The 22,497-nt window shown below is 72.7% G+C and carries 23 protein-coding genes; 8 read left to right on the top strand and 15 right to left on the bottom strand.

The window, feature by feature from the left end; translation table 11 throughout:
• Nucleotides 1-3 precede the first annotated feature (3 nt).
• Together ACIGO6_RS03925 and ACIGO6_RS03920 are read right to left on the bottom strand one after the other, a co-directional pair.
• Nucleotides 4-630, bottom strand: a complete 627-nt coding sequence (locus tag ACIGO6_RS03925) for a DUF305 domain-containing protein (RefSeq protein ID WP_399870863.1) — start codon at nt 628-630, stop codon at nt 4-6.
• The gene (locus tag ACIGO6_RS03920) at nt 627-1,295 is read right to left on the bottom strand and encodes a DUF3105 domain-containing protein (RefSeq protein WP_399870860.1); all 669 of its coding nucleotides are present in this window, start codon (nt 1,293-1,295) and stop codon (nt 627-629) included. The genes ACIGO6_RS03925 and ACIGO6_RS03920 overlap by 4 nt, the downstream gene beginning before the upstream one ends.
• A gap of 287 nt (nt 1,296-1,582) precedes the next feature.
• Between ACIGO6_RS03920 and glnA the strand changes: the two genes are divergently transcribed.
• Both glnA and ACIGO6_RS03910 read left to right on the top strand, forming a co-directional pair.
• Entirely contained in the window at nt 1,583-2,944 is a 1,362-nt protein-coding gene (gene glnA, locus ACIGO6_RS03915) for a type I glutamate--ammonia ligase (protein WP_399870857.1), read from the top strand.
• Between the two features lie 362 nt (nt 2,945-3,306).
• The gene (locus ACIGO6_RS03910; protein ID WP_399870854.1) at nt 3,307-3,534 is read left to right on the top strand and encodes a hypothetical protein; all 228 of its coding nucleotides are present in this window, start codon (nt 3,307-3,309) and stop codon (nt 3,532-3,534) included.
• 39 nt (nt 3,535-3,573) lie between these two features.
• On the opposite strand, the gene ACIGO6_RS03905 is transcribed toward ACIGO6_RS03910, so the two are convergent.
• The 6 genes from ACIGO6_RS03905 to ACIGO6_RS03880 form a co-directional block, all read right to left on the bottom strand.
• Nucleotides 3,574-3,783, bottom strand: a complete 210-nt coding sequence (locus ACIGO6_RS03905; protein ID WP_399870852.1) for a DUF397 domain-containing protein — start codon at nt 3,781-3,783, stop codon at nt 3,574-3,576.
• Nucleotides 3,780-4,634 (bottom strand): helix-turn-helix domain-containing protein, encoded by an 855-nt coding sequence (locus ACIGO6_RS03900; RefSeq protein WP_399870849.1) that lies wholly within the window; start codon nt 4,632-4,634, stop codon nt 3,780-3,782. Before ACIGO6_RS03900 ends, ACIGO6_RS03905 begins: the two co-directional genes overlap by 4 nt.
• Nucleotides 4,635-4,690: 56 nt before the next feature.
• Complete coding sequence (locus ACIGO6_RS03895) at nt 4,691-5,596, bottom strand: alpha/beta fold hydrolase (protein ID WP_399870848.1); 906 nt, start codon at nt 5,594-5,596, stop codon at nt 4,691-4,693.
• A 99-nt stretch (nt 5,597-5,695) separates the two neighbouring features.
• A complete protein-coding gene (locus tag ACIGO6_RS03890; RefSeq protein WP_399870846.1) occupies nt 5,696-6,922 on the bottom strand; it encodes an MFS transporter in 1,227 nt (408 codons plus the stop codon).
• Between the two features lie 130 nt (nt 6,923-7,052).
• Nucleotides 7,053-8,105 (bottom strand): endonuclease/exonuclease/phosphatase family protein, encoded by a 1,053-nt coding sequence (locus ACIGO6_RS03885; protein WP_399870844.1) that lies wholly within the window; start codon nt 8,103-8,105, stop codon nt 7,053-7,055.
• 223 nt (nt 8,106-8,328) lie between these two features.
• Nucleotides 8,329-8,931 (bottom strand): hypothetical protein, encoded by a 603-nt coding sequence (locus tag ACIGO6_RS03880; protein WP_399870842.1) that lies wholly within the window; start codon nt 8,929-8,931, stop codon nt 8,329-8,331.
• A gap of 129 nt (nt 8,932-9,060) precedes the next feature.
• On the opposite strand from ACIGO6_RS03880, the gene npdG reads away from it, so the two are divergent.
• Together npdG and ACIGO6_RS03870 are read left to right on the top strand one after the other, a co-directional pair.
• Complete coding sequence (gene npdG, locus ACIGO6_RS03875) at nt 9,061-9,768, top strand: NADPH-dependent F420 reductase (RefSeq protein WP_399870839.1); 708 nt, start codon at nt 9,061-9,063, stop codon at nt 9,766-9,768.
• A gap of 4 nt (nt 9,769-9,772) precedes the next feature.
• Entirely contained in the window at nt 9,773-10,036 is a 264-nt protein-coding gene (locus ACIGO6_RS03870) for a hypothetical protein (RefSeq protein WP_399870836.1), read from the top strand.
• Here the strand turns inward: ACIGO6_RS03870 and ACIGO6_RS03865 are convergent.
• The gene (locus tag ACIGO6_RS03865; RefSeq protein ID WP_399870834.1) at nt 10,026-10,823 is read right to left on the bottom strand and encodes a site-2 protease family protein; all 798 of its coding nucleotides are present in this window, start codon (nt 10,821-10,823) and stop codon (nt 10,026-10,028) included. The genes ACIGO6_RS03870 and ACIGO6_RS03865 overlap by 11 nt on opposite strands.
• Before the next feature lie 454 nt (nt 10,824-11,277).
• Here ACIGO6_RS03865 and ACIGO6_RS03860 point away from each other — a divergent pair, with 454 nt between their 5' ends.
• Complete coding sequence (locus ACIGO6_RS03860) at nt 11,278-14,598, top strand: BTAD domain-containing putative transcriptional regulator (RefSeq protein ID WP_399870832.1); 3,321 nt, start codon at nt 11,278-11,280, stop codon at nt 14,596-14,598.
• A 6-nt stretch (nt 14,599-14,604) separates the two neighbouring features.
• On the opposite strand, the gene ACIGO6_RS03855 is transcribed toward ACIGO6_RS03860, so the two are convergent.
• The 3 genes from ACIGO6_RS03855 to panB form a co-directional block, all read right to left on the bottom strand.
• Nucleotides 14,605-15,423 (bottom strand): ABC transporter permease, encoded by an 819-nt coding sequence (locus ACIGO6_RS03855; protein ID WP_399870830.1) that lies wholly within the window; start codon nt 15,421-15,423, stop codon nt 14,605-14,607.
• Nucleotides 15,420-16,448, bottom strand: coding sequence for an ATP-binding cassette domain-containing protein (locus ACIGO6_RS03850; protein ID WP_399870827.1), 1,029 nt, complete (start codon nt 16,446-16,448; stop codon nt 15,420-15,422). The genes ACIGO6_RS03855 and ACIGO6_RS03850 overlap by 4 nt, the downstream gene beginning before the upstream one ends.
• A 155-nt stretch (nt 16,449-16,603) precedes the next feature.
• Nucleotides 16,604-17,479, bottom strand: a complete 876-nt coding sequence (panB, locus tag ACIGO6_RS03845) for a 3-methyl-2-oxobutanoate hydroxymethyltransferase (protein ID WP_399870825.1) — start codon at nt 17,477-17,479, stop codon at nt 16,604-16,606.
• Between the two features lie 190 nt (nt 17,480-17,669).
• On the opposite strand from panB, the gene ACIGO6_RS03840 reads away from it, so the two are divergent.
• Complete coding sequence (locus tag ACIGO6_RS03840; RefSeq protein ID WP_399870819.1) at nt 17,670-19,004, top strand: MFS transporter; 1,335 nt, start codon at nt 17,670-17,672, stop codon at nt 19,002-19,004.
• Between the two features lie 22 nt (nt 19,005-19,026).
• On the opposite strand, the gene ACIGO6_RS03835 is transcribed toward ACIGO6_RS03840, so the two are convergent.
• A complete protein-coding gene (locus ACIGO6_RS03835) occupies nt 19,027-19,257 on the bottom strand; it encodes a hypothetical protein (protein ID WP_399870817.1) in 231 nt (76 codons plus the stop codon).
• A 58-nt stretch (nt 19,258-19,315) separates the two neighbouring features.
• On the opposite strand from ACIGO6_RS03835, the gene map reads away from it, so the two are divergent.
• Nucleotides 19,316-20,176: a type I methionyl aminopeptidase gene (gene map, locus ACIGO6_RS03830; protein ID WP_399870815.1), complete on the top strand. Its 861-nt coding sequence runs from the start codon at nt 19,316-19,318 to the stop codon at nt 20,174-20,176.
• Nucleotides 20,177-20,316: 140 nt separating this feature from the next.
• Nucleotides 20,317-20,964 (top strand): heme oxygenase (biliverdin-producing), encoded by a 648-nt coding sequence (locus tag ACIGO6_RS03825; protein ID WP_399870812.1) that lies wholly within the window; start codon nt 20,317-20,319, stop codon nt 20,962-20,964.
• A 45-nt stretch (nt 20,965-21,009) separates the two neighbouring features.
• Here the strand turns inward: ACIGO6_RS03825 and ACIGO6_RS03820 are convergent, their stop codons facing one another.
• Both ACIGO6_RS03820 and ACIGO6_RS03815 read right to left on the bottom strand, forming a co-directional pair.
• A complete protein-coding gene (locus ACIGO6_RS03820; protein WP_399870810.1) occupies nt 21,010-21,654 on the bottom strand; it encodes a PhzF family phenazine biosynthesis protein in 645 nt (214 codons plus the stop codon).
• An 8-nt stretch (nt 21,655-21,662) separates the two neighbouring features.
• Nucleotides 21,663-22,496 (bottom strand): hypothetical protein, encoded by an 834-nt coding sequence (locus ACIGO6_RS03815; RefSeq protein WP_399870807.1) that lies wholly within the window; start codon nt 22,494-22,496, stop codon nt 21,663-21,665.
• Nucleotide 22,497 lies beyond the last annotated feature (1 nt).

The raw sequence follows: 22,497 nt of genomic DNA, 5'->3' as shown, positions 1-22,497 counted from the left end.
GCCTCATTTCAGCGGCTTCGCGCCCCGCTCCGCCAACAGGTCCGCCATCAGCCGGATCTCCGACTCCTGCGACTCCACCATCCCGCGGGCCAGCCGCTTCTCCACCCCGACCGTGCACTTCTCGACGCACCCCTCGGCCATGTGGACGCCGCCCCGGTGGTGCTCGGTCATCAGCTGGAGGTAGTAGACCTCGGCCTGCTTCCCGTCGAGGGTCCCGAGCTTCTCCATCTGGGCGTCGGTGGCCATCCCCGGCATCAGCGAGCCCTCGCCGGCGGACGGCATGTCCCCCATGCCCATCCAGGTCATCGGCGGGTCGGACGACACCTTCGGCAACCCCCACAGGTCGAGCCAGCCGATCATCATGCCGCGCTGGTTGGCCTGCGTCTGCGCGATGTCGTACGCGAGTCGCCGCACCTCCTCGTCCTCGGTGCGGTCGCGCACGATGTACGACATCTCCACGGCCTGCTGGTGGTGCACCGACATGTCCCGCGCGAAGCCGGCGTCCGCGGAGTCGGCGGACGGGACGCGGTCCGCGCCGTCGTCCCCGGCGACCGCGTAGGTGATGCCGCCGGCCGCGACGAGCGCCGCCGCGGCGGCGCCCGCGATCCAGCCGGCCCGTTGCGGTGTCACTCGGACAGCCCGTTGGTGCAGGCGGCACCCGGCTCGGGGGTCTGCTCGCCCTGGACGAACTTCTCGAAGAACGTGTTCACGTTCGGGTCGTCGGCACCCGTCACCGTGCGCTGGTGCCCCCAGGCGGAGAGCATGATCGGGTCCTTCTGCCCCTCGACCGGGCTCATCAGCGAGTACGGCGTCTTCTTGACCTTGGCGGCCAGCTTCTCGACCTCGGCCTTCGGGGCCTTGCTGGTGTACGTCACCCACACCGCGCCGTGCTCCAGCGAGTGCACGGCGTTCTCGTTGTTCAGCGGCTTGGTGTACACGTCGCCGTCGCAGTTCATCCAGACCTGGTTGTGGTCGCCGCCGACCGGGGGCTCGACGGGGTACGTCACCTTCTTGGCGACGTGGTTGCGGGACAGGTTCCCCTCCCAGGTCTGCACCCCGTCCTCCCCGGCGACGAACTTGCCGGTGCTCTTGTCGTCGGACGCCGCGGCGTCGTCGGAGTCGCCGGACTGCGACCGGACGAGGACGACACCGCCGACGACGAGACCGGCGACGACCACGGCGCTCACCGCGATCGTGAGGATCCGGTTCCGGCGCTCGCGGGCCTCCTCGGCGCGCCGCATCTCGGCTATGCGTGCCTGTCGCGCCGTGTTGCTGCTCTTCTTGGCGGAACCCATGGGGTGTGCCCTTCTGGGGAAACTTCTTCGGAAAGGGGGCTGTGAGGTTCGCTGATCGTAATGGTGGAGGAGAGCTCAGTCGTAGGGAGATCACAGGATCTGTCCTCGTGGGACCCCAGGAATGGCCCGATCGAACACGTGGCCTCTACGCTGCGGGGAGGGCCGGTGGGCCGATCGAGGCCCGCAACGCGTACGAAACCGTGCTGTGGTGTGATGCTCAGGTGCCCGACCGCCTCCCGCCGTACCGGAGACAGGCGGCCTGACCAGCAAGGATGGGGAAGCGGAAGATGGACAAGCAGCAGGAGTTCGTGATCCGGACGCTGGAGGAGCGCGACATCCGGTTCGTACGCCTGTGGTTCACGGACGTGCTGGGCTTCCTGAAGTCCGTCGCCGTGGCCCCGGCCGAGCTGGAGCAGGCCTTCGACGAGGGCATCGGCTTCGACGGCTCCGCGATCGAGGGCTTCGCCCGGGTCTACGAGTCCGACATGATCGCCAAGCCGGACCCGTCGACCTTCCAGGTCCTGCCCTGGCGCGCGGAGGCCCCCGGCACGGCGCGGATGTTCTGCGACATCCTCATGCCCGACGGCTCGCCGTCCTTCGCGGACCCGCGCTACGTCCTCAAGCGCGCCCTGGCCCGCACCTCCGACCTGGGCTTCACCTTCTACACCCACCCGGAGATCGAGTTCTTCCTCCTGAAGGACAAGCCGGTCGACGGCTCGGTCCCGACGCCCGCGGACAACTCCGGGTACTTCGACCACACCCCGCAGAACATCGGCATGGACTTCCGCCGCCAGGCGATCACCATGCTGGAGTCGATGGGCATCTCGGTGGAGTTCTCCCACCACGAGGGCGCGCCGGGCCAGCAGGAGATCGACCTGCGCTACGCGGACGCGCTCTCCACGGCGGACAACATCATGACGTTCCGCCTGGTCATGAAGCAGGTGGCCCTCGAACAGGGCCTCCAGGCCACCTTCATGCCGAAGCCGTTCTCGGAGTACCCGGGCTCGGGCATGCACTCCCACCTGTCGCTCTTCGAGGGCGACCGCAACGCGTTCTACGAGTCGGGCGCCGAGTACCAGCTCTCCAAGGTCGGCCGCTCCTTCATCGCGGGCCTGCTGCGGCACGCGGCGGAGATCTCGGCGGTCACGAACCAGTGGGTGAACTCGTACAAGCGCATCTGGGGCGGCAGCGAGCGCACGGCCGGCGCGGGCGGCGAGGCCCCGTCCTACATCTGCTGGGGCCACAACAACCGCTCGGCCCTCGTCCGCGTCCCCATGTACAAGCCCGGCAAGACCGGCTCCGCCCGCGTCGAGGTCCGCTCCATCGACTCCGGCGCCAACCCGTACCTCACCTACGCCGTCCTCCTGGCCGCCGGCCTCAAGGGCATCGAGGAGGGCTACGAACTCCCGCCGGGCGCCGAGGACGACGTCTGGGCCCTCTCGGACTCGGAGCGCCGCGCCCTGGGCATCGAGCCCCTCCCCCAGAACCTGGGCGAGGCCCTCGCCCTGATGGAACGCAGCGACCTGGTCGCCGAGACCCTCGGCGAGCACGTCTTCGACTTCTTCCTGCGCAACAAGCGGCAGGAATGGGAGGAGTACCGGTCGCAGGTGACGGCGTTCGAGCTGCGGAAGTCGCTGCCGGTGCTGTAGGACGGCCGGGGCCGACGCCAAACCTCCCTCGGACCTGCACACCGTTCATCGCACGGTCGCAGGGGCGGGGCATGCCGGATGCGCGGAGGGCGATCTGCGCGCATCCCGGCCCCGGGGAGCCCCGAAACCAGCGGGAAGCGTGAAGACGCAGGCCTTTTCCGCGACCGCATGCACACACTGATGAACTCGTGGACGCTCGGGTCCGGGCCGTCAACAGGACGCGGATGGTGGCCCATTAGCCCCCGTGCTTTGATCGGTGCGCGGCACGCCGGTGACTGTTTCCGGGATCCCCCAACCCCGGAACGGGGGCGTGCGTGTTTCACCGCTCCCCTTTTTCGTCAGTACGAGAGGAAAGACCTGTCATGAACCTCGTCCCCCAGGTCGAAACGGCTGAGATCTCCGACGCGGACCTGGACCAGGTGTCCGGCGGCAACATCGCCATCGGCACGGCGCTCATCACGGCCGACGGCGCCGTCGGTGCCGGTCTCCACGCGGAGGGCGGCCCGTTCTCCGTCACCGCCGGCCTGGGCGCCGCGGCCCCCTTCGGCGGCGCCTCGGCACAGGGCCACGCGCACACGACCATGGTCTGAGCCGCGCGCGACTGAGCCCCGGACCACTGTGTCCGGGGCTCACTGCTTGCCGGTGGCGGCCACGAACGCGGCCCACGCGGCCGGGGGCACGGCGAGGTAGGGGCCGTCGGGGTGCTTGGAGTCGCGGATGTGGATGGTTGCGGGGGTTGTCGCGACCTCGACGCAGTCGTTGCCGTCTCCGCTGCTGCTGTAGCTGCTCTTGAACCAGACCAGCGTGGGCGCGTCCAGGGTTGCGGGGATGCGGATCATGACTCTCCAAGCATCTGTTCGATGACGGCCCGCGACTCTCGGGGTGTGAGAGCCTGGGCCCGGATCATGCCATAGCGCAGTTCCAGGATCCTGAGCTGCTTCGGATCGGTCACTGGCCGCCCGGCAAAGGCCCCCTCTGAACGCGCCACCGCGGTCCCGTCGGGGAATTTGAGCACTTCGATCAGACCACCCGTCCCGATGTGCTCCTCGCAGTCGGTCGGCATCACCTGAATCGACACGTTCCGCAACTCCCCCAGTTCCAGTAGCCGTTCGAGCTGCCGACGCCACACCATCCTGCCTCCGACCGGGCGGCGCAGCGTCGCTTCCTCCTGCACGAAGATGAGGGTGGGCGCCGGAGACCTGTCGTAGACCGAGCGGCGAGCCAACCGCGCGGCCACCATGCGTTCCGTCTCCTCCTCCGAATAGGCAGGAAGCCAGGCGTCGAACAACGCGCGCATGTGCGCCTCGGTCTGCAGCAGACCGTGCACGTTGTGCGTGCTGTACAGCCCGATCTCGACCGCCTGGGCCTCCAGCTTCGCCAGTTCCCTGACCCGCTTCGGGTACCGGACCTTCGCCACGTCCTCCCACATCGCCATCAGCAGCCCGCCTGCCTCCAGCACCTCATCGGCCCGCTGCAGATACTCCCGCCGAGGAATCCGCTTCCCACCCTCGACCTTGTAGACCAGGTCCTCCCCATACCCCACCGCCGTCCCGAACTCGGACGCCCGCATCCCCACCGCCTCGCGCCGCAGCTTCAGCTGGCGTCCCACGGTGGCGAGGACCGCCACACCCCACTCGTCGTCCGGGTCGACCTCCCAACCCGGCTCGTCCGCCTCGCCGTTCCCGGACATCCGCACCCCTCCTCGTACGCGTCGTATCGCGACGGGCGACACGCTAGGGCGCCGTACTACGCCTGCGGGCGGGAACGGGACCCCGCGCACGCCAACGGGTGACCGGCCAGCAGCGAGGTCAGGATCGGCTCCGCGTGGGTCCACAGCACCGCACCCCCGGCGTCCGGTACGACGCGGCGGCGGGAACCCCGTATTCGGGTCGCGAGGAGGGTGCCGTTGTCCGGGGAGTGGCCGGTGTCGTGTTCGCCGTACCAGATGTCGACCGGGACGGTGACGGCGTCGAGCGTGAAGGGCCAGCGTCCCATGGCGAGGACCGTGTCGCGGGCGTAGCCGGCCGCCGCGCCCTGGGCGAAGCCCTCCGCCAGGGCGCGGCGGTAGGCGGACGAGAAGCCTTCCTCCCGGTACACGGCGAGGTCGCAGTCCGGGCTGCCGCCCATGACCATGTTCCACATCGTGTCCGCGTCGAACCCGGCGAAGAAGTCTTCGGCGCCGGAGGGGTCCCGCACGGCGCGTTCGGTCAGTGCGCGCAACTCCGCGGGCAGTGCGGCGGCGAACTCGGGGGCCGCCACCTCGTCCGCGGCCGAGACGAGGGCCAGTGCGGAGGCGACGCCCGCCTCCGCGCAGGCGAGGGCGAACGGGGCGCCCTGTGAGTTGCCGACCACGGCCGGGCGGTCCAGGGCCCGCAGGGCGCACAGGGCGCGCATGTCGGCGGCGAAGTCGGCGAAGGTGCGGCCGGGGGCGGGTGTGGAGGCGCCCAGGCCGGGGCGGTCCACGGAGACCAGGCGGACGCCGAGCGCCTCCACGACGCCGGCGCCGAAGCCGAGCCGGCGGCTCGTGGCGGCGCCGGGGCAGAGCAGGACCGGCACGCCGTCCGGTGGGCCCCACTCGGCCCAGCCGAGCTGGCGCCCGTCCGGCAGGCGGGTCTCACCGAGGCGGGCGGGGGCGGTGACGAGGGCGGTCATGCCCCGCATCCTCGTGCGGGGAGGGCGGCTTCGCACGCGGATTTCGGCGTCCCCGCCGGTCGCCGGCTCCCCCGCGGTCAGTGCGGGTCGCCCCGCACGTCACCGTCGTACCGGCTCCGCCTCCTCCGGCACGTGCCCCGCGACCACGCGCTCCCGCCCGGGCACCGGAGCAGCGACGGCCCGGCGTCGGTCGACCGCCCACGCCGCGGCCGCGACCGCCAGGCCGAGCACCGCCAGGCCCGCGCCCGCCGTCGCCGGGGACGTCACGCCGAAGCCCGCTGCCAGGGCGAGGCCGCCGATCCAGGCGCCGCCGGCGTTGGCGAGGTTGAAGGCGGCCTGGTTGGCCGAGGAGGCGAGGGAGGGGGCCGCCGACGCCTTTTCCATGACCATCAGCTGGAGGGGCGAGCCGGTGATGAAGGCGGCCATGCCGAGGAGGGCGACGGCGGCGGCCGCCGTGACCTCCGTGCGCATCAGGAGCGGGAAGAGGGCGAGGACGACGACCAGCGAGGCGAGGCCGCCGAAGAGGGTGCCGCGCAGGGAGTGGTCGGCCAGGCGGCCGCCCAGCAGGTTGCCCGCGGTGGCGCCGACGCCGAACAGGGCGAGCAGCAGCGTCACGCTGGCCTCGGCGAAGCCGGCGGCGTCCGTGAGCATCGGCGTGATGTAGCTGTACGCGGCGAACAGCGCGCCGAAGCCGGCGACCGTCGTGCCGAGGGCCAGCCAGACGGGGACGGAGCGCAGGGCGGCCAGTTCGCCGCGCAGGCCCGTGGTGGGGGCGGGGGCGTTCTCGCGCGGGATCAGGGCGACCAGGGCCGCTATCGCCGCGACGCCGATCGCGCTCACGCCGAGGAAGGTCGCCCGCCAGCCGAGCTGCTGGCCCATGGCGGTGGCCGCGGGCACGCCGACGATGTTGGCGACGGTGAGGCCCAGGAACATCAGGGAGACGGAGCGGGCCTTGCGTTCCGGTGCCACCATGCCGGTGGCCACCACCGCGCCGACGCCGAAGAAGGCGCCGTGCGGCAGGCCGCTGACGAAGCGGGCGGCGAGCAGGGAGACCTCGCCGGGGGCGAACGCGGACAACGCGTTGCCGGCCACGAAGAGGGCCATCAGCGCGATCAGCACCGTACGGCGGGACATCCGCGCGGTCGCCGCGGCGAGCAGCGGGGCGCCGATGACGACGCCCAGCGCGTAGGCCGAGACCAGGTGGCCGGCGCTGGGGATGGAGATGTTCAGGTCGTCCGCGACGTCGGGCAGCAGGCCCATCATCACGAACTCGGTCGTACCGATGCCGAAGGCGCCCACGGCAAGGGCGAGCAGGGCCAGGGGCATGAAGGAAAACTCGCTTTCGAGAGCGGGGGTCCGTACGGGATGAGCGTCTGTACGTGCATCTGTACGTCTGGAACGCCTATGTTCCCGTACGGAACAAAGCCTCTCAGGGCGAGTATTCCGCCGACGAATCTCAGGAAGCCGTTGTGTCGACCTTCACACGCGCGGCGATCGGGAGGTGGTCGCTGCCGGTGGCCGGGAGCGTCCAGCTGCTCAGCGGTTCGACGCCGTCGACCAGGATCTGGTCGATGCGGGCCATCGGGAACGACGCCGGCCAGCTGAAGCCGAAGCCGCCCCCCACGGCGCCCTGCGGCGAACGCATCTGGGAGGTGATCGCGGTGAGCGCGCGGTCGTTCATGGTGCCGTTGAGGTCGCCGAGCAGGATCTTGCGGGGCAGCGTCTCGTCGGCGATCGCCTCGCCGAGGGCGTCGGCGCTCTTGTCCCGCTGCCGGGCGGTGAAGCCGGCCTCCAGCTTCACCCGGACGGAGGGCAGGTGGGCGACGTACACCGCGAGCGGCCCGGACGGGGTGGCGACGGTGGCGCGCATCGCGCGCTTCCAGCCGAGCTCGATGTCGACGGCCCGCACGTCGCTGAGGGGGTACTTGCTCCACAGCCCGACGGTGCCCACGACCGCGTGGTGGCGGTACTTCGACTCCAGTGCCTTCTCGTACGTCGGCACCGCCGCCGCCTTCAGCTCCTCCAGGGCCAGCACGTCCGCGCCGGACGCGGCCACTGCGCGGGCGGTGCCGGCGGGGTCGGCGTTGGCGGCGTTGACGTTGTGCGTGGCCACCGTGAGGTCGCCGCCGGCGCCGGTCTTGTCGAAGAGCAGGCCACCGAAGAGGTTGAGCCACACGCTCACCGGGAGCACCAGCGCGATCAGCGCGGTCGCCGACTTGCGGGCGAGGGCGATCACCAGCAGGACCGGGATCAGCAGGCCGAACCACGGCAGGAACGTCTCCGTGAGGCTGCCGAGGTTGCCGATGGCGTTCGGGATGTGCGAGTGGGCCGCCATGACCCCGGCCAGGACGACGGCGACGGCGGCGGTGATGAGGCCCCGGCGCCAGATCCGCCGGTCGCCGCGCCAGCCGGTGACCACCCGGTCGAACAGGCGCCGAAGCCGGTTTTGCCGGCGCTCGGGATCCGAGCCGCCGCTGTCCGTCTCCGTCATGTACGCCTGCTGCGCCATACCGTCGCCTCACTGCCCGCCGTGCATACCGTCGCCCCCCGTGACTCAGCACCATAGGGGATGATCGGTTCCGATCCTGCCGTCCCTCGACGGCCGTACGGGCACGAGGACGCGCGAGTCGGCGTGCGGAGTTCCGAAGACCACCGACATGGGCCGCTCTGTGACCCAACGGGCACATTCGCACCACGGGCGACGGCGGCCCGGAGCGGCGGGCCGGCGCTCGTCACCAGTGCGGTGGGGGCGGGGCGGTCAGGTGGTCGGCCAGGCGGGACAGGCGGTCCCGGAAGCGGTGGCGGCCGCGCGGGGGCGGCACCGCGTTCTCCCCGGCCGCCGCGCTGACCAGGTGCTGCACGGTGTCCAGGTCCAACTCCGCCCCGTCCGGCACGGTCAGCGCCTCGTGCGCCATGGCCGTCAGCTCCCGCTCGCCCGTGCCCAGCGCCAGCACCGTCGTACCGGCCCGGCGGGCGTCGTGCACCCGTTCCAGGAGCGGGGCGTCCGGGGTGTCGGGCGTCACCACGAGCAGGGTCTCCCCGCGGCGTGCCGCCGCCAGCCGCCCCAGCCCCACCGCCAGATGTGCCGGATCCGACGGGCGCGCGTCGTGCCGTACGAGCGTGGGGGCCAGCTCCGGCGTCCCCGACCAGGCGGCCTCGTCCACGAGGTGCGCCGCCAGGTGCCACGGCTCGTGCCCGGCGGTGCCCACCAGCAGCAGGCCGCCCCCGTGCGGCACGACCGACTCCCGCAGCGCCCCCGCGAACCTCCGGGTGGCTCCCAGCCACTCCGTCCCGGCGAGCACTTCCCGCAGCAGCGCGACCCGTACGGCGTCCATGCGCCCGCATCCTGCCTCAACCGGCGGCGCGTGACCCGGCGTTCGCCGCCGATTCGCCCGACCGGGGACGGTGTCCGGACCGCGGCACCCGCGCCGGTGCGGCGGGCCGGTCGGACGTAGGGTCGGCCCATGACCTCTACCGACAGTGCTGCACAGAAGGCCCCCGCCAAGGACCCCTGGGACCTGCCCGACGTCTCCGGGCTGGTCGTCGGCGTGCTCGGCGGCACCGGCCCCCAGGGCAAGGGCCTCGCCTACCGCCTCGCCAAGGCCGGCCAGAAGGTGATCGTCGGCTCGCGCGCCGCCGAGCGTGCCGAGGCCGCCGCCGAGGAGATCGGGCACGGCGTCGAGGGCGCCGACAACGCCGAGACCGCACGGCGCAGCGACGTGGTGATCGTCGCCGTGCCGTGGGAGGGCCACGGCAAGACCCTTCAGTCGCTGCGCGAGGAACTGGCCGGCAAGCTCGTCGTCGACTGCGTCAACCCGCTCGGCTTCGACAAGAAGGGCGCCTACGCGCTCAAGCCCGAGGAGGGCAGCGCCGCCGAGCAGGCCGCCGCGCTGCTGCCGGACAGCCGGGTCACCGCCGCCTTCCACCACCTGTCGGCGGTCCTCCTCCAGGACCCGGAGATCGACGAGATCGACACCGATGTGATGGTGCTCGGCGAGGTGCGCGCCGACGTGGAGATCGTGCAGGCCCTGGCCGGCCGCATCCCCGGCATGCGCGGGGTCTTCGCCGGGCGGCTGCGCAACGCCCACCAGGTGGAGTCGCTGGTCGCCAACCTGATCTCCGTCAACCGCCGCTACAAGGCACACGCCGGGCTCCGCGTCACGGACGTGTGAGGCGATGGGGGACACTGGTGGGTGCCGGCCGCGCCGGCGCAGTACCCGCACGTGTCCCCCGACAGGAGCCCGCCCCATGCCCCGCCTCGCCCTCTACGCCCTGGTCGTCTGCGTCCTCGCCGTGGCCGCCGCCGTCGTCTCCTTCGTGCAGGGCAGCGTGCTGATCGGCGTCGTGTGGGTGCTGCTGTCGGGGCTGTCGTCCAACATGTGCTGGTACTACGTCAAGCGCGGCAAGGACGCGCGGCGCTCCACGTCCGTCACGGGCTGACCTCGCACAGCGGGTCCGTCTGCCAGAAGCGGTAGAGCTCGAAGCCGCAGTACGTGTCGATCTCGCCGATCCCCAGCGCGCGCAGGATCGCGTCGATCGCGTCGAAGAACACCGCGTTGACGGACGGGATCCACAGCAGCGCGAACACGATCAGCAGGCCGAACGGCGCGAGCGGCTCCACCTGCCGCCGCACGTTGTACGAGAGCCAGGGCTCGATCACGCCGTAGCCGTCCAGCCCCGGCACCGGCAGGAAGTTCAGGATCGCGGCCGTGACCTGGAGCAGCGCGAGGAAGGCCAGCGCGAGCCGGAAGTCGCGCGGCACGCCGTCCAGCGCGTCCAGCCAGAACGGGGCCGTGCACACCACGGCGAACAGCACGTTCGTCAGCGGGCCCGCCGCCGAGATCAGACTGTGCCGCCAGCGGCCCCGGATCCGCCCGCGCTCGATGAACACGGCACCGCCCGGCAGACCGATGCCGCCCATGATCACGAACAGCACGGGGAGCACGATGCTGAGCAGGGCGTGCGTGTACTTGACCGGGTTCAGGGTGAGGTAGCCCTTCGCGCCGACCGAGATGTCGCCGCTGTGCAGCGCGGTGCGGGCGTGCGCGTACTCGTGCAGGCACAGCGACACGATCCACGCGGCGGTCACGAACAGGAACACGGCCACGCCCGGCTGCTCGGCGAACCCGGTCCAGGTGGCCCAGCCCGTGACCGCGGTGACGGCGACGATCCCGAGGAAGACGGGACTGATCCTCCGGTCGCTGGGGCGGGCGGCGGCGGTGGTCATGGGACTCCCTGACTCGCGGACACACGGCGGGCCACCGGGGCAGCCCGACCGACGGGACTGCCCGACCGTACCGGCCTGCCCCCAAAACGTCCCACGCCCGCCCACCGGTTCCCGGGCCCCGGCACCGCACCGCGGAAGCCTTGACGTCGCACGCCGCACGTCGCACGCCGCGGGAACCTTGGCACCGGAGCGCGCGGAGCCCGTGGCGCCGCACCCCCGCACAACCCCGTGCCGGCCCCGGCGGGCCGGTTCCCCGCCCCGGTACCGCACCGCGCGGAGACCTTGACGCCGCACGCTGCGGGGGCCAGGGCGCCGCACTCGCGCGGTGGCCTTGAGGTCCCACGGCGCAATCCCCGTACGGTTCCCGGGCCCCGGTGCCGCAGGGGCGGGGGCCTTGGCGCCGCGCCGGGTAATCCCCGTGACCGGTCCTGGCGGTACCAGGGACAATGGGGCCGTGCGCTATCGCATTCTCGGCACCACGCAGGTACTCCGCTCCGACGGCACCGCCGTCCTGGTCGGCGGGGCGCGGTTGCGCGCGCTGCTGACCGTGCTCGCCCTGAGGTCCGGCCGTGCCGTGCCCGTGGGGCTGCTGGTGGAGGAGGTGTGGGACGGCGACCCGCCCGCCGACGCGCCAGGCGCGTTGCAGGCGCTGGTCGGGCGGCTGCGCCGGGCGCTCGGCGCGGACGCGGTCGCTTCGGCCGACGGTGGTTACCGCCTCACCGCCGCCCCCGACGACATCGACCTGCACCGCTTCGACCGGCTGGCCGGCGACGGCATCCGCGCCCTCGCCGACGGCGACCCCGCCAAGGCGGCCGGCGTGCTCGACGACGCCCTCGCCCTGTGGCGCGGCCCCGCCCTCGCCGACCTGCCCGACCGTGCCGCCGAGGCCGCCCGCTGGGAGACCCGGCACCTGGACGTCCTGCGCGCCCGCCACACCGCCGCCCTGGAGCTCGGGCAGGCCGAGCACTCCCTGCCCGAGCTGACCGCCCTGTGCGACGGCCACCCCCTGGACGAGCCCCTCCAGACGCTGCGGCTGCGCGCCCTGCGCGACACCGGCCGCACCGCCGAGGCGCTGGCCGCCTACGACGCCGTACGCCGGCTGCTCGCCGACCGACTGGGTGCCGATCCGGGGCCGGAACTGCGGGAACTGCACGGGCAGTTGCTCAACCCCGCGACGATGCCCCCGACGGCGCCCGCGACGCCGCCCGTGACGCCCACGCCGGCCGACGCACCCGCCGCTCCGGCCTCCCGCCCCCGGGGCAACCTGCGGGCCCGGCTCACCTCCTTCGTCGGCCGCGACGACGACCTGGAGACCCTCCGCGCCGACCTGGCGACCACCCGGCTCGTCACCCTGCTCGGGCCGGGCGGCGCCGGCAAGACCCGGCTGTCGCAGGAGGCCGCCGAGAGCGCCGGGGACACGGCACGGGACGGGGTGTGGCTGGCCGAGCTCGCCCCCGTCGACGACCCCGACGCCGTACCGGAGGCCGTGCTGACCGCCGTCGGCGCCCGCGAGACCGTGCTGTTCGGCGCCGGCGCCGAGGAGATGCGGGCCGTCACCGCGACCGACCGGCAGGCCACCGCCGTCGAGCGCCTCGTCGAGCACTGCGGCCGGCGCCGCATGCTGATCGTCCTCGACAACTGCGAGCACGTCGTCGACGCCGCCGCTCGCCTGGCCGAGGAGCTGCTGGCCCGCTGCCCCCACGTGACCGTCCTCGCCACCAGCCGCGAACCACTCGGGGTCCCGGGGGAGCTGCTGCGCCCCGTGGAGCCGCTGCCGGAACCGGCGGCGCTGCGGCTGCTCGCCGACCGGGGTGCCGCCGCCCGCCCCGGCTTCCGCACCGACGCCGACGAGGCGACCGCGGCGGCCTGCGCCGAGATCTGCCGCCGCCTGGACGGCCTGCCGCTCGCCATCGAACTGGCCGCCGCCCGGCTCCGTATGCTCACCCCGCGGCAGATCGCCGACCGCCTCGACGACCGGTTCCGCCTCCTCACCTCCGGCAGCCGCACCGTCCTGCCCCGCCAGCAGACGCTGCGCGCGGTCGTCGACTGGTCCTGGGACCTGCTCGACGCGGAGGAACGGGACGTGCTGTGCCGCCTGTCCGTCTTCGCGGGCGGCTGCGACCTCTCCGCCGCCGAGGCCGTGTGCGGGCCCGCAGCCCTGGACGCGCTCGGCTCGCTGGTCGACAAGTCCCTGGTCGTGGCCGCACCGTCCGGAGCCGACGGCATGCGCTACCGACTCCTGGAGACCGTCGCCGAATACGCCGGCGAACGCCTCGACGAGGCCGGTGGCCGGGCCGGCGCCGAACGCGCGCACCTGACGTACTACCGCGAACTCGCCCGCACCACCGACCCGCTGCTGCGCGGCCCGCAGCAACTCGCCGCCATCGAGCGGCTGGAGCGCGAGTACGAGAACCTGCGCACCGCCCTGCGCCACGCCATCGCCGAGCGCGACGAGCAGGAGGCCCTGAGCCTGTCCCTCTCGCTGGTCTGGTACTGGCAGATGCGCGACCTGCGGGTCGAGGCCCGGAACTGGTTCAGCGAGGTCATGGCGCTCGGCCCGGACCCGTTCACCGAGCCGGTGCGCCGCGCCGAGCCGGTGTGGGAGCGGTGCACGGCCGCCCCGCCCCCGATGACCGGCGAGGTGCTCGCCGAGGCCCGGCGCGGGATCCACCTCGCCCACCTCGCCTGCATGGACACCGAGCTGGACGCCTGGCAGAAACCGGAGGCCAGGCGGAAACTGCGGGTCATCGCCGAGACGTACGAGCCCGGCCTGCCCCAGACCTGCACCCCTCCCGGCCTGCTCTGGTTCTTCGCCGTGATGCTCTCCGGCGACATGAAGCGGCTGCGCGAGATCATGAACGCCTCGGTGCGCACCTGCCGCGAGACACCGGGGTTCGAATGGGCGCTGGCCGGCAGCCTCCAGATGCGCGCCAACTTCCTCGCCAACCGCACCGAGTGGGCGGGCGACGCCACCGGCGACGCCGACGAGGCGCTGGAGATCTACCGCCGCCTCGGCGACGCCTGGGGCACCGCCGAGGCCCTCTCCGCCCGCGCCGAGGCCCGTGAGCGCAAGGGCGAGTTCCGGCTCGCCGCCGCCGACTACCGGGCCGCCGCGGAATACGCCGGGCGGCTGGGCGCGCACGCCCAGGTGGCCATCCTGGACGCCCGTCTCGGCAGCGTGCTGATGGAGGCGGGCGACGCCGAGGAGGGCGAGCGCATCCTGCGCGCCGTAATCGACCGGACCGAGGGGACGGGGCACAACGCCGCCATGCCGGCCGCCCGGCTCTTCCTCGCCGGCCGGCTCGGCATGACCGGCCGGACCGCCGCGGCCCGCGAGCAGTTGCAGCTGCTGCGCGAGGACTTCTCCATCTCCCACTTCGTCGTCTTCGACGCGTTCATCCTCGCCGCGGAGGCATGGATCGCCACGCTGGAGGACCGGCACGAGCAGTGTCTGGAGAAGGTGCGCAAGTCGCTGGAGCGGGCCGACGACCCGCTGTCCGCGGCCATCGCCCCGCACATGCGCTCCTCGTACCTGGCCATCGCCGCGATGGCGCTGGCCCGTGTGGACGGCGGGCGGCGGGCCGTGGACGCCGCGCGGTGTCTCGGTGCCGCCGACGCGATGCTGCCGCCGGACCACGTCGAGACGGGCCTGGAGCGGGACGCCCGCGCACAGGCGACCCGGCGGGTCCGCGAGGCACTCGGCGCCGAGGCGTACGAGACCGCGTACGCCGAGGGCGCCGGCCTCTCCGCCCAGGAGGCCGTCGCCCTGGTCTGACCCTCGTCAGGCCTTCGTACGGAACTTGTGGATCGCCACCGGCGCCATCACCGCCGTCAGGGCCACCGACCAGCCGACGGTCAGCCACAGGTCGTGTGCGACGGGGCCGCCCACCATCAGGCCGCGCGCGGCGTCGGCGAGGTTCGACAGCGGGTTGTAGTCGGTGAAGGCCTGCAGCCACCCCGGCATGGACCCGGGCGGCGCGAAGATCGACGAGCCGAACTGCAGGGGCATCAGCACCAGGAAGCCCATCGCCTGCACGGACTGGGCGTTCTTCATCATCACGCCGAGGGTGAGGAAGATCCACATCAGGGCCGAGCCGAACAGCACCGACAGCCCCACGGAGGCCAGCAGACCACCCCAGTTGGTGATGTCGAAGCCCACCAGCACGCCGACGATCAGCAGGACAGCGGTGGCGAACAGCATCCGCAGCAGCTCCACGGCGATCTTCGCGAACAGCACCGAGCCGCGCCCGATCGGCAGGGACCGGAAGCGGTCCATGACCCCGGAGTTGAAGTCCTGGTTGAAGCCGGTGCCGACCCCCTGGGCCATGTTCATGCCCATCATGGCCATCAGGCCGGGCACGACGTACTGCACGTACGCCTGCTGACCGCCGCCCAGCGACTGCCCGATGGAGCCGCCGAAGACGTAGACGAACAGCAGGGTGAAGACGACCGGGAAGAGGATGGCGTCGAACATCGACTCCGGGTCCTGTCTGATCCACAGCAGGTTGCGGCGGACCAGCGCGCTGGTGTGGCGTACGTGCCCGCGCAGCGAGATCCGGGCGTCGGGAGCGGGAGTCGGAGTGATGGTGGCGGCGCTCATACGGCGACCTCCTCGCGGGCGTCGGGGGCGGGCGCGGGGTCCTGCGGGGCACTGGCGCGGTGGCCGGTGAGGGACAGGAAGACCTCGTCCAGGCTGGGCAGTTCGGTGGTGATGGCGGCGATCGTGATGCCGCGCGCGGTGACCGCGCCGACCACGGCGGTCAGCTGCTCGTCACTGAGGATCGGCACCAGGACGGCACCGCGCTCCGTGTCCACGGTGGAGCTGGCGAGCCCGGTGATGCCCAGCTCGTCCAGGTAGGAGGCGAGCGGGCGCAGGTGCAGCGGGTCGGCCGGGCGGATGCGCAGGGTGCGGCCACCCACCTTCGCCTTCAGCTCCTCGATGCCGCCGTTCGCGATGACCTTGCCCCGGTCGACGACGGTCAGTTCGGAGGCGAGCTGCTCGGCCTCCTCCATGTACTGGGTGGTGAGCAGCACGGTGACGCCGTCGCCGACCATACGCTTGACCTCGTCCCACACCTCGTTGCGGGTGCGCGGGTCCAGGCCGGTGGTGGGCTCGTCCAGGTAGAGGACGGCGGGGCGTCCGATCATGGAGGCGGCCAGGTCGAGGCGGCGCCGCATGCCGCCGGAGTAGGTGCCCGCGGGCCGCTTGGCGGCCTCGGTGAGCGAGAACCGCTCCAGCAGCTCGTCGGCCCGCGCGCGGGCCTCCTTGCGGGACAGGTCGAGCAGCCGGCCGATCAGGTAGAGGTTCTCCCAGCCGGGGAGCTTCTCGTCCACGGACGCGTACTGCCCGGTGAGTCCTACGACCCGCCGCAGCTGCCGGGGCTGCCGTACGACGTCGTAGCCGGCGACGTGGGCCTGCCCGGCGTCGGGTGTGATGAGGGTGGACAGGATGCGGACGAGGGTGGTCTTGCCGGCGCCGTTCGGCCCGAGCACACCCATCACGGTGCCCTCGCGCACATCGAGGTCGACGCCGTCCAGCGCCTTGGTCTCGCCGTAGTGCTTGACCAGCCCCCGTACGGTGACCGCGCTGCCCGCGGCCGGGGGGTTGCTGTCGATTCGCTTCATGCCGACGACGTTGTCAGCCGCCACCGACAAACCACCGACAGGCCGCCTACAGGCACCCGCAGCCCGCCGACACGCGCCCCCGGAGGCCGCCGGCACACCAGGGCCCCGCCGACGGGGGAAGATCGGCGGGGCCCGGTGTCGTACCGCGGTGGCTTCTAGTGGACGGAGTGCTCCTCCTGCGGGAACGTCCCGCCGACGACGTCCTCGGCGAACGCCTTCGCCGCGTCGCCCATGACCCGACGCAGGTCGGCGTACTGCTTGACGAACTTCGGCACCCGGCCGCCGGTCAGCCCGAGCATGTCGGTCCACACCAGCACCTGCGCGTCCGTCTCCGGACCCGCCCCGATGCCGACCGTCGGGATGTGCAGCGTCCGCGTCACCTCGGCGGCCAACTCGGCCGGCACCAGTTCCAGGACGACCGCGAAGGCACCCGCGTCCTGCACGGCCTTGGCGTCGCGCAGCAGCTGCTGGGCCGCCTCCTCGCCCCGGCCCTGGACGCGGTAGCCCATGGCGTTGACGGACTGCGGGGTGAGGCCGATGTGCGCCATCACCGGGATGCCGGACTCGACCAGCAGCTCGATCTGCCGGTGCGAGCGCTCGCCGCCCTCCAGCTTGACCGCCCCGACCCCGGCCTCCTTGACCAGCCGGGTCGCCGAGCGCAGCGCCTGCACCGGGCCCTCCTGGTAGGAACCGAAGGGCAGGTCGCCCACGATCAGGGCGCGGTTGGTGCCCCGTACGACCGCGGCCGAGAGCATGGTCATCTCGTCCAGGGTGACGGGCACGGTGGTCTCGTAGCCGAGGTGGCAGTTGCCCGCGGAGTCGCCGACGAGCATGACCGGGATGCCGGACTCGTCGAAGACGGACGCGGTCATCGCGTCGTAGGCGGTGAGCATGGGCCACTTCTCGCCGCGCTCCTTGGCGGCGGTGATGTCCCGGACGGTGATACGACGGTTGCTCTTGCCCCCGTACAGCGCCTTGCCGGCATCGGCGGGCGGGCGCTGCGGCGTCTGGGCAGCCGAAAGCTGCGTCATGGCAACGGCTCCTTCATGTCATCTCGAGGCACCCTGACGGCGTCCCCGGATCCCTCCCATGGTGGCACCTCGCACGTACGGACGGCTAGGGGACCCTCCGTACCGGCCTCCGCACCGGCCTTCGCACCGGTGACGGGCCCCGGGAAATCCGGTTGCCGCCGCCCCTGGCCCCGGCTCACCATGACCCCTCGTGACCGACGACTCCCCCACCCCCTCCCCGGCCGCCTCCGCCGGGCCCACCGGCCTGCGCGCCCTGCTGCCCGACCTCTCCCCCTGGCGGGCCTCGCGGGACTTCCGGCGGCTCTGGGTGTCGGGGCTGATCACGAACTTCGGGAGTTTCCTGACGCTCGTCGCGCTGCCGGTGCAGATCAAGGAGCTGACGGGGTCGGCGGCGGCGGTGGGCGCGATCGGCGCCGTGGAGCTGGTGCCGCTGGTGGTCTTCGGGCTGTACGGCGGTGCGCTGGCCGACGCGTGGGACAAGCGGAAGCTGATCGTGTGGACGGAGGCCGGCCAGGGGGTGCTGAGCGCGGTGCTGCTGGTCAACGCGCTGATGCCGAGCCCGGCGGTGTGGCCGCTGTACGTCGTCGCCGCGTTCACGTCGGCGCTCGCCGCGGTGCAGCGCCCCGCCCTCGACTCGCTGATCCCGCGCATCGTGGCCCACGAGCACCTGCCGGCCGCCGCCTCGCTGAACGCGCTGCGCTGGCAGGTCGGCGGGATCGCCGGTCCGGCGCTGGCCGGCGTGGTGGTGGCGTACGCGGGGCTCGGGTGGGCGTACACGGTGGACCTGGTCACCTTCGCCGTGTCCGTGGCCCTGGTGATCGGTCTGGCCTCCGCACCCGCCTCGCACGAGGCGAGCAGGCCCTCCTGGGCGGCGATCGCGGAGGGCGCCCGGTACGCGTGGCACCGCAAGGAGCTGCTGGGCACGTACGCCGTCGACCTGTGCGCGATGTTCCTGGCGATGCCGCTCGCGGTGCTGCCGTTCCTGGCGGACGAGCTGGACGCCGAGTGGTCGCTGGGACTGATGTACGCGGCGATTCCGGCGGGCTCGCTGCTGGTGAGCGTGAGCAGCGGCTGGACGTCGCGTGTGCACCGGCACGGGCGGATGGTGGTGCTGGCGGCGGCCGGGTGGGGCCTGGCGGTCGCCGCCGCGGGCGTCGCCGGGAACGTGTGGCTGGTGCTGCTGTGCTTCGTCCTCGCCGGTGCCTGCGACATGGTCAGCGGCGTCTTCCGCGGGGCGATGTGGAACCAGACCATCCCGGACGAGCTGCGCGGGCGGCTCGCCGGCATCGAGCTGCTGTCGTACTCGGTGGGCCCGCAGCTCGGTCAGGTCCGGGCGGGCGGCATGGCCGCGCTCACCGGGGTGCGGGCGTCGGTGTGGTCGGGCGGGCTGCTGTGCGCGGGGGCGGTGGGGCTGCTGGCGCTGTGTCTGCCGACGATGATGACGTACGACGTGCGGACCAACGAGCACGCGGTGCGGCTGCGCGAGAAGCGCGCAGCCGCGACGCCGACGGCCGTGGAGGGCTGACCGCTCAGTCAGGGCTGACCGCTCAGTCGTCGTCCGCACGCGTGGCCGGGGCGTCGTGCCACTTCGGGTCGTTCTCCCACTCGAGGTTGCGCTCGCGGGCGGTCTGCATCGCCTGCTCGGCCTCCGCGCGGGAGGCGTACGGCCCGAAGCGGTTCTTGGCCGGGCACTCCGGGCCCTCCTCGACCTTCTTGTGTTCCAGGCAGTAGTACCACTCGCCCGGTTTTCCGACCGTGCGCTTCTTGAACAGGGCCATGACCGGCTCCTTTCGCCAGGGACAGGATGTCGTATGCCCGCTGGTTAGACTCGCTGTCATGTCTTCTGGCCAGTCGCTGCTCGTACCTGGGGAGCTGTCTCCCACCCGTTCCGTGCCCGGAAACATCCGTCGGCCCGAGTATGTCGGCAAGCCCGCGCCGACGCCGTACACCGGACCGGAGGTGCAGACGCCCGAGACGATCGAGGCGATGCGCGTGGCCGGGCGGATCGCGGCGCAGGCGATGGAGGAGGCCGCCAAGCTCATCGCGCCCGGCGTGACGACGGACGAGCTGGACCGGGTGGCGCACGCGTACATGTGCGACCACGGCGCCTACCCCTCGACGCTCGGTTACCGGGGTTTCCCCAAGTCGCTGTGCAGCTCGGTCAACGAGGTCATCTGTCACGGCATCCCCGACTCCACCGTGCTGCGCGACGGTGACATCGTCAACCTCGACGTCACGGCGTACATCGGCGGGGTGCACGGTGACAACAACGCGACCTACCTGGTCGGCGACGTGGACGAGGAGAGCCGGCTGCTGGTCGAGCGGACCCGGGAGGCCCTGGCCCGCGCGATCAAGGCGGTCAGGCCCGGCCGGCAGATCAACATCATCGGCCGGGTCATCGAGTCGTACGCGAAGCGGTTCGGGTACGGGGTGGTGCGGGACTTCACCGGCCACGGGATCAACTCGTCGTTCCACTCGGGGCTCATCGTCCCGCACTACGACAGCCCGCACGCGACGACCGTGATCCAGCCCGGGATGACCTTCACGATCGAGCCGATGCTGACGCTCGGAACGCACGAGTACGACATGTGGGACGACGGCTGGACGGTGGTCACGAAGGACCGCAAGCGGACCGCCCAGTTCGAGCACACGCTGGTGGTGACCGACACGGGGGCGGAGATCCTGACTCTTCCGTGACCGTCCCGCGCCGCCCCGCGCGCCTGTGCGAAGGCCCGCTCTCCTCGGAGGGCGGGCCTTCGCGTGTCCGGGTACGCTTTTACCGACAGGACGTCGGAAACCTGTTGACTTAGGTAAGCCTAACCATAGAAGATCGGCCCATGGACTCCTTCTCGACGCTCATCCGCACCGCGTCCCACGAGCAGCACGTGGAGGCCGAGACCTCGACGTTCATGAGCGACCTGCTGGGCGGACGGCTCGGCGTCGACGCGTATGCGCGCTACACCGAGCAGCTGTGGTTCGTCTACGAGGCGCTGGAGGCGGCGGCCGACGGGCTGGCGGCGGACCCGGTGGCCGGGCCGTTCGTCCGGCCCGAGCTGATGCGGCTGGCCTCCCTGGAGCGCGACCTGGCGCATCTGCGCGGCCCCGGCTGGCGTGCAGGGCTGACCGCCCTGCCCGCGACCCGGGCGTACGCGGACCGGGTGCGGGAGTGCGCCGAGACCTGGCCGGGCGGGTACGTCGCCCACCACTACACCCGCTACCTCGGCGACCTGTCCGGCGGCCAGATCATCCGCGACCGGGCGGAGCGGACGTGGGGATTCGCCAAGAAGGGCGACGGGGTCCGCTTCTACGTCTTCGAGGGGATCACCAACCCGGCCGCGTTCAAGCGCGAGTACCGCGAGCTGCTCGACGGCATCCGCGCCGACGACCTGGAGAAGCAGCGCGTCGTCGCCGAGTGCAAGCGGGCGTTCGCGCTGAACACCGCCGTGTTCCGGGCCCTGGGCGAGGAGTTCCCGCTGTCGGCCTGAGCGCCGGCCCGGGCGGCGGCACGTGGGGAGCGGTGGCGGTCTCCGTCACCGCTCCAGGCGTACCCGCCCGCCGATCTCGACCCAGCCCTCGGGCTGCGGGGCCGTGAGGATCTGCGAGCCGACCCCCTGCGTGATGTTGAGGGCGCGGCCCAGCCGCTCGGTCAGCAGCAGCGCCGCCGCGCCGGTCGCCTCGTCCTCGTCGATGCCGTCGTCGCGCCCGGGGAAGGCCCGCGCCCGCACGCGCCCCGCCGCCTCGTCCTCCCAGGCCCAGGCGTAGACCCACTCCCCCGGCGGCGGCACCGGCAGGTCATCGACCTCGGCGACGGTGGCGTACTGCCGCAGGGTGCGCGGCGGCGCCCACTCCGGGCGGGCCTCGATCCAGCTGAACTCCCCGTCCAGCCGGGCGCCCACCACCCCGGCCGGGGTGACGAGTTCGGGCACGTCGAGCAGCCAGGCCGTGCCTACGCAGGGGTGGCCGGCGAAGGGCAGGCGCAGGGTGGGCGTGTAGATGTCGACGACGCCGCGCTCGGGGTCGTCGACGAACACGGTCTCGCTGAAGCCGAGTTTCGCGGCGAGCTCCTGCCGCTCCGCGGTCTGAGGCAGTACGGAGCCGTCCCGGACGACGCCGAGTTCGTTGCCGTATCCGCCGTTCGGCGCGCAGAAGACGCGCAGTACGTCGTAGTCAGTCACCGGGGCATTCAAGCATCGCCGACGGGCGGCCAGGTCGGCGTGGGGTCCTCGTCGTACGGAAGGGTGGCGAGCGCGTCCGCGTACGCCCGTTCCAGGGTGGCGCGTCGGAGTGCGGCCTCCGGGCCGGCGGGACGGGCCGCCGACCGGGCCGTGCGCTCCTCGTGGGCCTCGGTGATCCGGTCGGCGGTCCGCCGCCACTGGGCGTCGTCCGGCAGGCGGGCCAGCACCACGCACGGCGGCTCGCGCCCCTCCGCGAGCGCCGCCACCGCCCGGTCGTGCCCGTCCAGGATCACCCAGCCGTCGAAGAACGACACCCACCACAGCAGCACGGGGGCGAGGGTGCCGTCCCGGGCGTGCTTGCGGTACGCCTTCACGCGCGACGCGTCGGGGCGGGAGAGGGGGCGCAGGGGCAGCACGCCGTGCCAGCCGCCGCCGCAGAGCAGTTCGAGGACGGTGTCGGGCCAGTCCCGGACGAGGTCGTCGGTCCAGATGCCGGGCGCGAAGGAGAGGCGCTCGCCGACGGCCCAACGCCCGTCGTGCAGGGGGCCGTACGGGGTGTTCTCCAGCCAACGCGTGTACCGGTGGCGCCAGTCGGGCCGCGCGCGCATCAGCTCCGCGCGCAGGGGCGGCAGCGGGGAGCGGAGGCCGGGCAGCCGGCGCAGGTGCAGCTCGCGGCAGCAACCGTCACCGACCGGCTGGGCCAGCAGCAGCGGGCGGTCCCCCTGATGCAGGGAGGGCATGCCGCCGTCCCTGTGGACGAAGCGCAGCGGGGGCGGGCCGGGGCGGCCGCGGACCTCCAGGACCAGTGGTCCCGGATTGCCTTCCCGCACCGCCCGTTTCATA

Origin of the sequence: Streptomyces sp. NPDC053750 (assembly GCF_044544295.1) — a bacterium.
In the GTDB taxonomy this organism is placed as follows: Bacteria; Actinomycetota; Actinomycetes; order Streptomycetales; family Streptomycetaceae; genus Streptomyces.
Note: the sequence above shows the minus strand (reverse complement) of the source record. Positions and strands in the feature narration are given on the sequence as shown.

Excerpts from the sequence above, each read along its gene's own strand:
- ACIGO6_RS03815 (WP_399870807.1), bottom strand. The coding sequence starts at position 22,496 with ATGAAACGGGCGGTGCGGGAAGGCAATCCGGGACCACTGGTCCTGGAG.
- ACIGO6_RS03920 (WP_399870860.1), bottom strand. The coding sequence starts at position 1,295 with ATGGGTTCCGCCAAGAAGAGCAGCAACACGGCGCGACAGGCACGCATA.
- panB (WP_399870825.1), bottom strand. The coding sequence starts at position 17,479 with ATGACGCAGCTTTCGGCTGCCCAGACGCCGCAGCGCCCGCCCGCCGAT.
- ACIGO6_RS03895 (WP_399870848.1), bottom strand. The coding sequence starts at position 5,596 with ATGACCGCCCTCGTCACCGCCCCCGCCCGCCTCGGTGAGACCCGCCTG.
- ACIGO6_RS03850 (WP_399870827.1), bottom strand. The coding sequence starts at position 16,448 with ATGAAGCGAATCGACAGCAACCCCCCGGCCGCGGGCAGCGCGGTCACC.
- ACIGO6_RS03900 (WP_399870849.1), bottom strand. The coding sequence starts at position 4,634 with ATGTCCGGGAACGGCGAGGCGGACGAGCCGGGTTGGGAGGTCGACCCG.
- ACIGO6_RS03870 (WP_399870836.1), top strand. The coding sequence starts at position 9,773 with ATGGGGGACACTGGTGGGTGCCGGCCGCGCCGGCGCAGTACCCGCACG.
- ACIGO6_RS03880 (WP_399870842.1), bottom strand. The coding sequence starts at position 8,931 with ATGGACGCCGTACGGGTCGCGCTGCTGCGGGAAGTGCTCGCCGGGACG.
- ACIGO6_RS03885 (WP_399870844.1), bottom strand. The coding sequence starts at position 8,105 with ATGGCGCAGCAGGCGTACATGACGGAGACGGACAGCGGCGGCTCGGAT.
- ACIGO6_RS03905 (WP_399870852.1), bottom strand. The coding sequence starts at position 3,783 with ATGATCCGCATCCCCGCAACCCTGGACGCGCCCACGCTGGTCTGGTTC.
- map (WP_399870815.1), top strand. The coding sequence starts at position 19,316 with ATGTCTTCTGGCCAGTCGCTGCTCGTACCTGGGGAGCTGTCTCCCACC.
- ACIGO6_RS03855 (WP_399870830.1), bottom strand. The coding sequence starts at position 15,423 with ATGAGCGCCGCCACCATCACTCCGACTCCCGCTCCCGACGCCCGGATC.
- glnA (WP_399870857.1), top strand. The coding sequence starts at position 1,583 with ATGGACAAGCAGCAGGAGTTCGTGATCCGGACGCTGGAGGAGCGCGAC.
- ACIGO6_RS03835 (WP_399870817.1), bottom strand. The coding sequence starts at position 19,257 with ATGGCCCTGTTCAAGAAGCGCACGGTCGGAAAACCGGGCGAGTGGTAC.
- ACIGO6_RS03825 (WP_399870812.1), top strand. The coding sequence starts at position 20,317 with ATGGACTCCTTCTCGACGCTCATCCGCACCGCGTCCCACGAGCAGCAC.
- npdG (WP_399870839.1), top strand. The coding sequence starts at position 9,061 with ATGACCTCTACCGACAGTGCTGCACAGAAGGCCCCCGCCAAGGACCCC.
- ACIGO6_RS03865 (WP_399870834.1), bottom strand. The coding sequence starts at position 10,823 with ATGACCACCGCCGCCGCCCGCCCCAGCGACCGGAGGATCAGTCCCGTC.
- ACIGO6_RS03910 (WP_399870854.1), top strand. The coding sequence starts at position 3,307 with ATGAACCTCGTCCCCCAGGTCGAAACGGCTGAGATCTCCGACGCGGAC.
- ACIGO6_RS03890 (WP_399870846.1), bottom strand. The coding sequence starts at position 6,922 with ATGCCCCTGGCCCTGCTCGCCCTTGCCGTGGGCGCCTTCGGCATCGGT.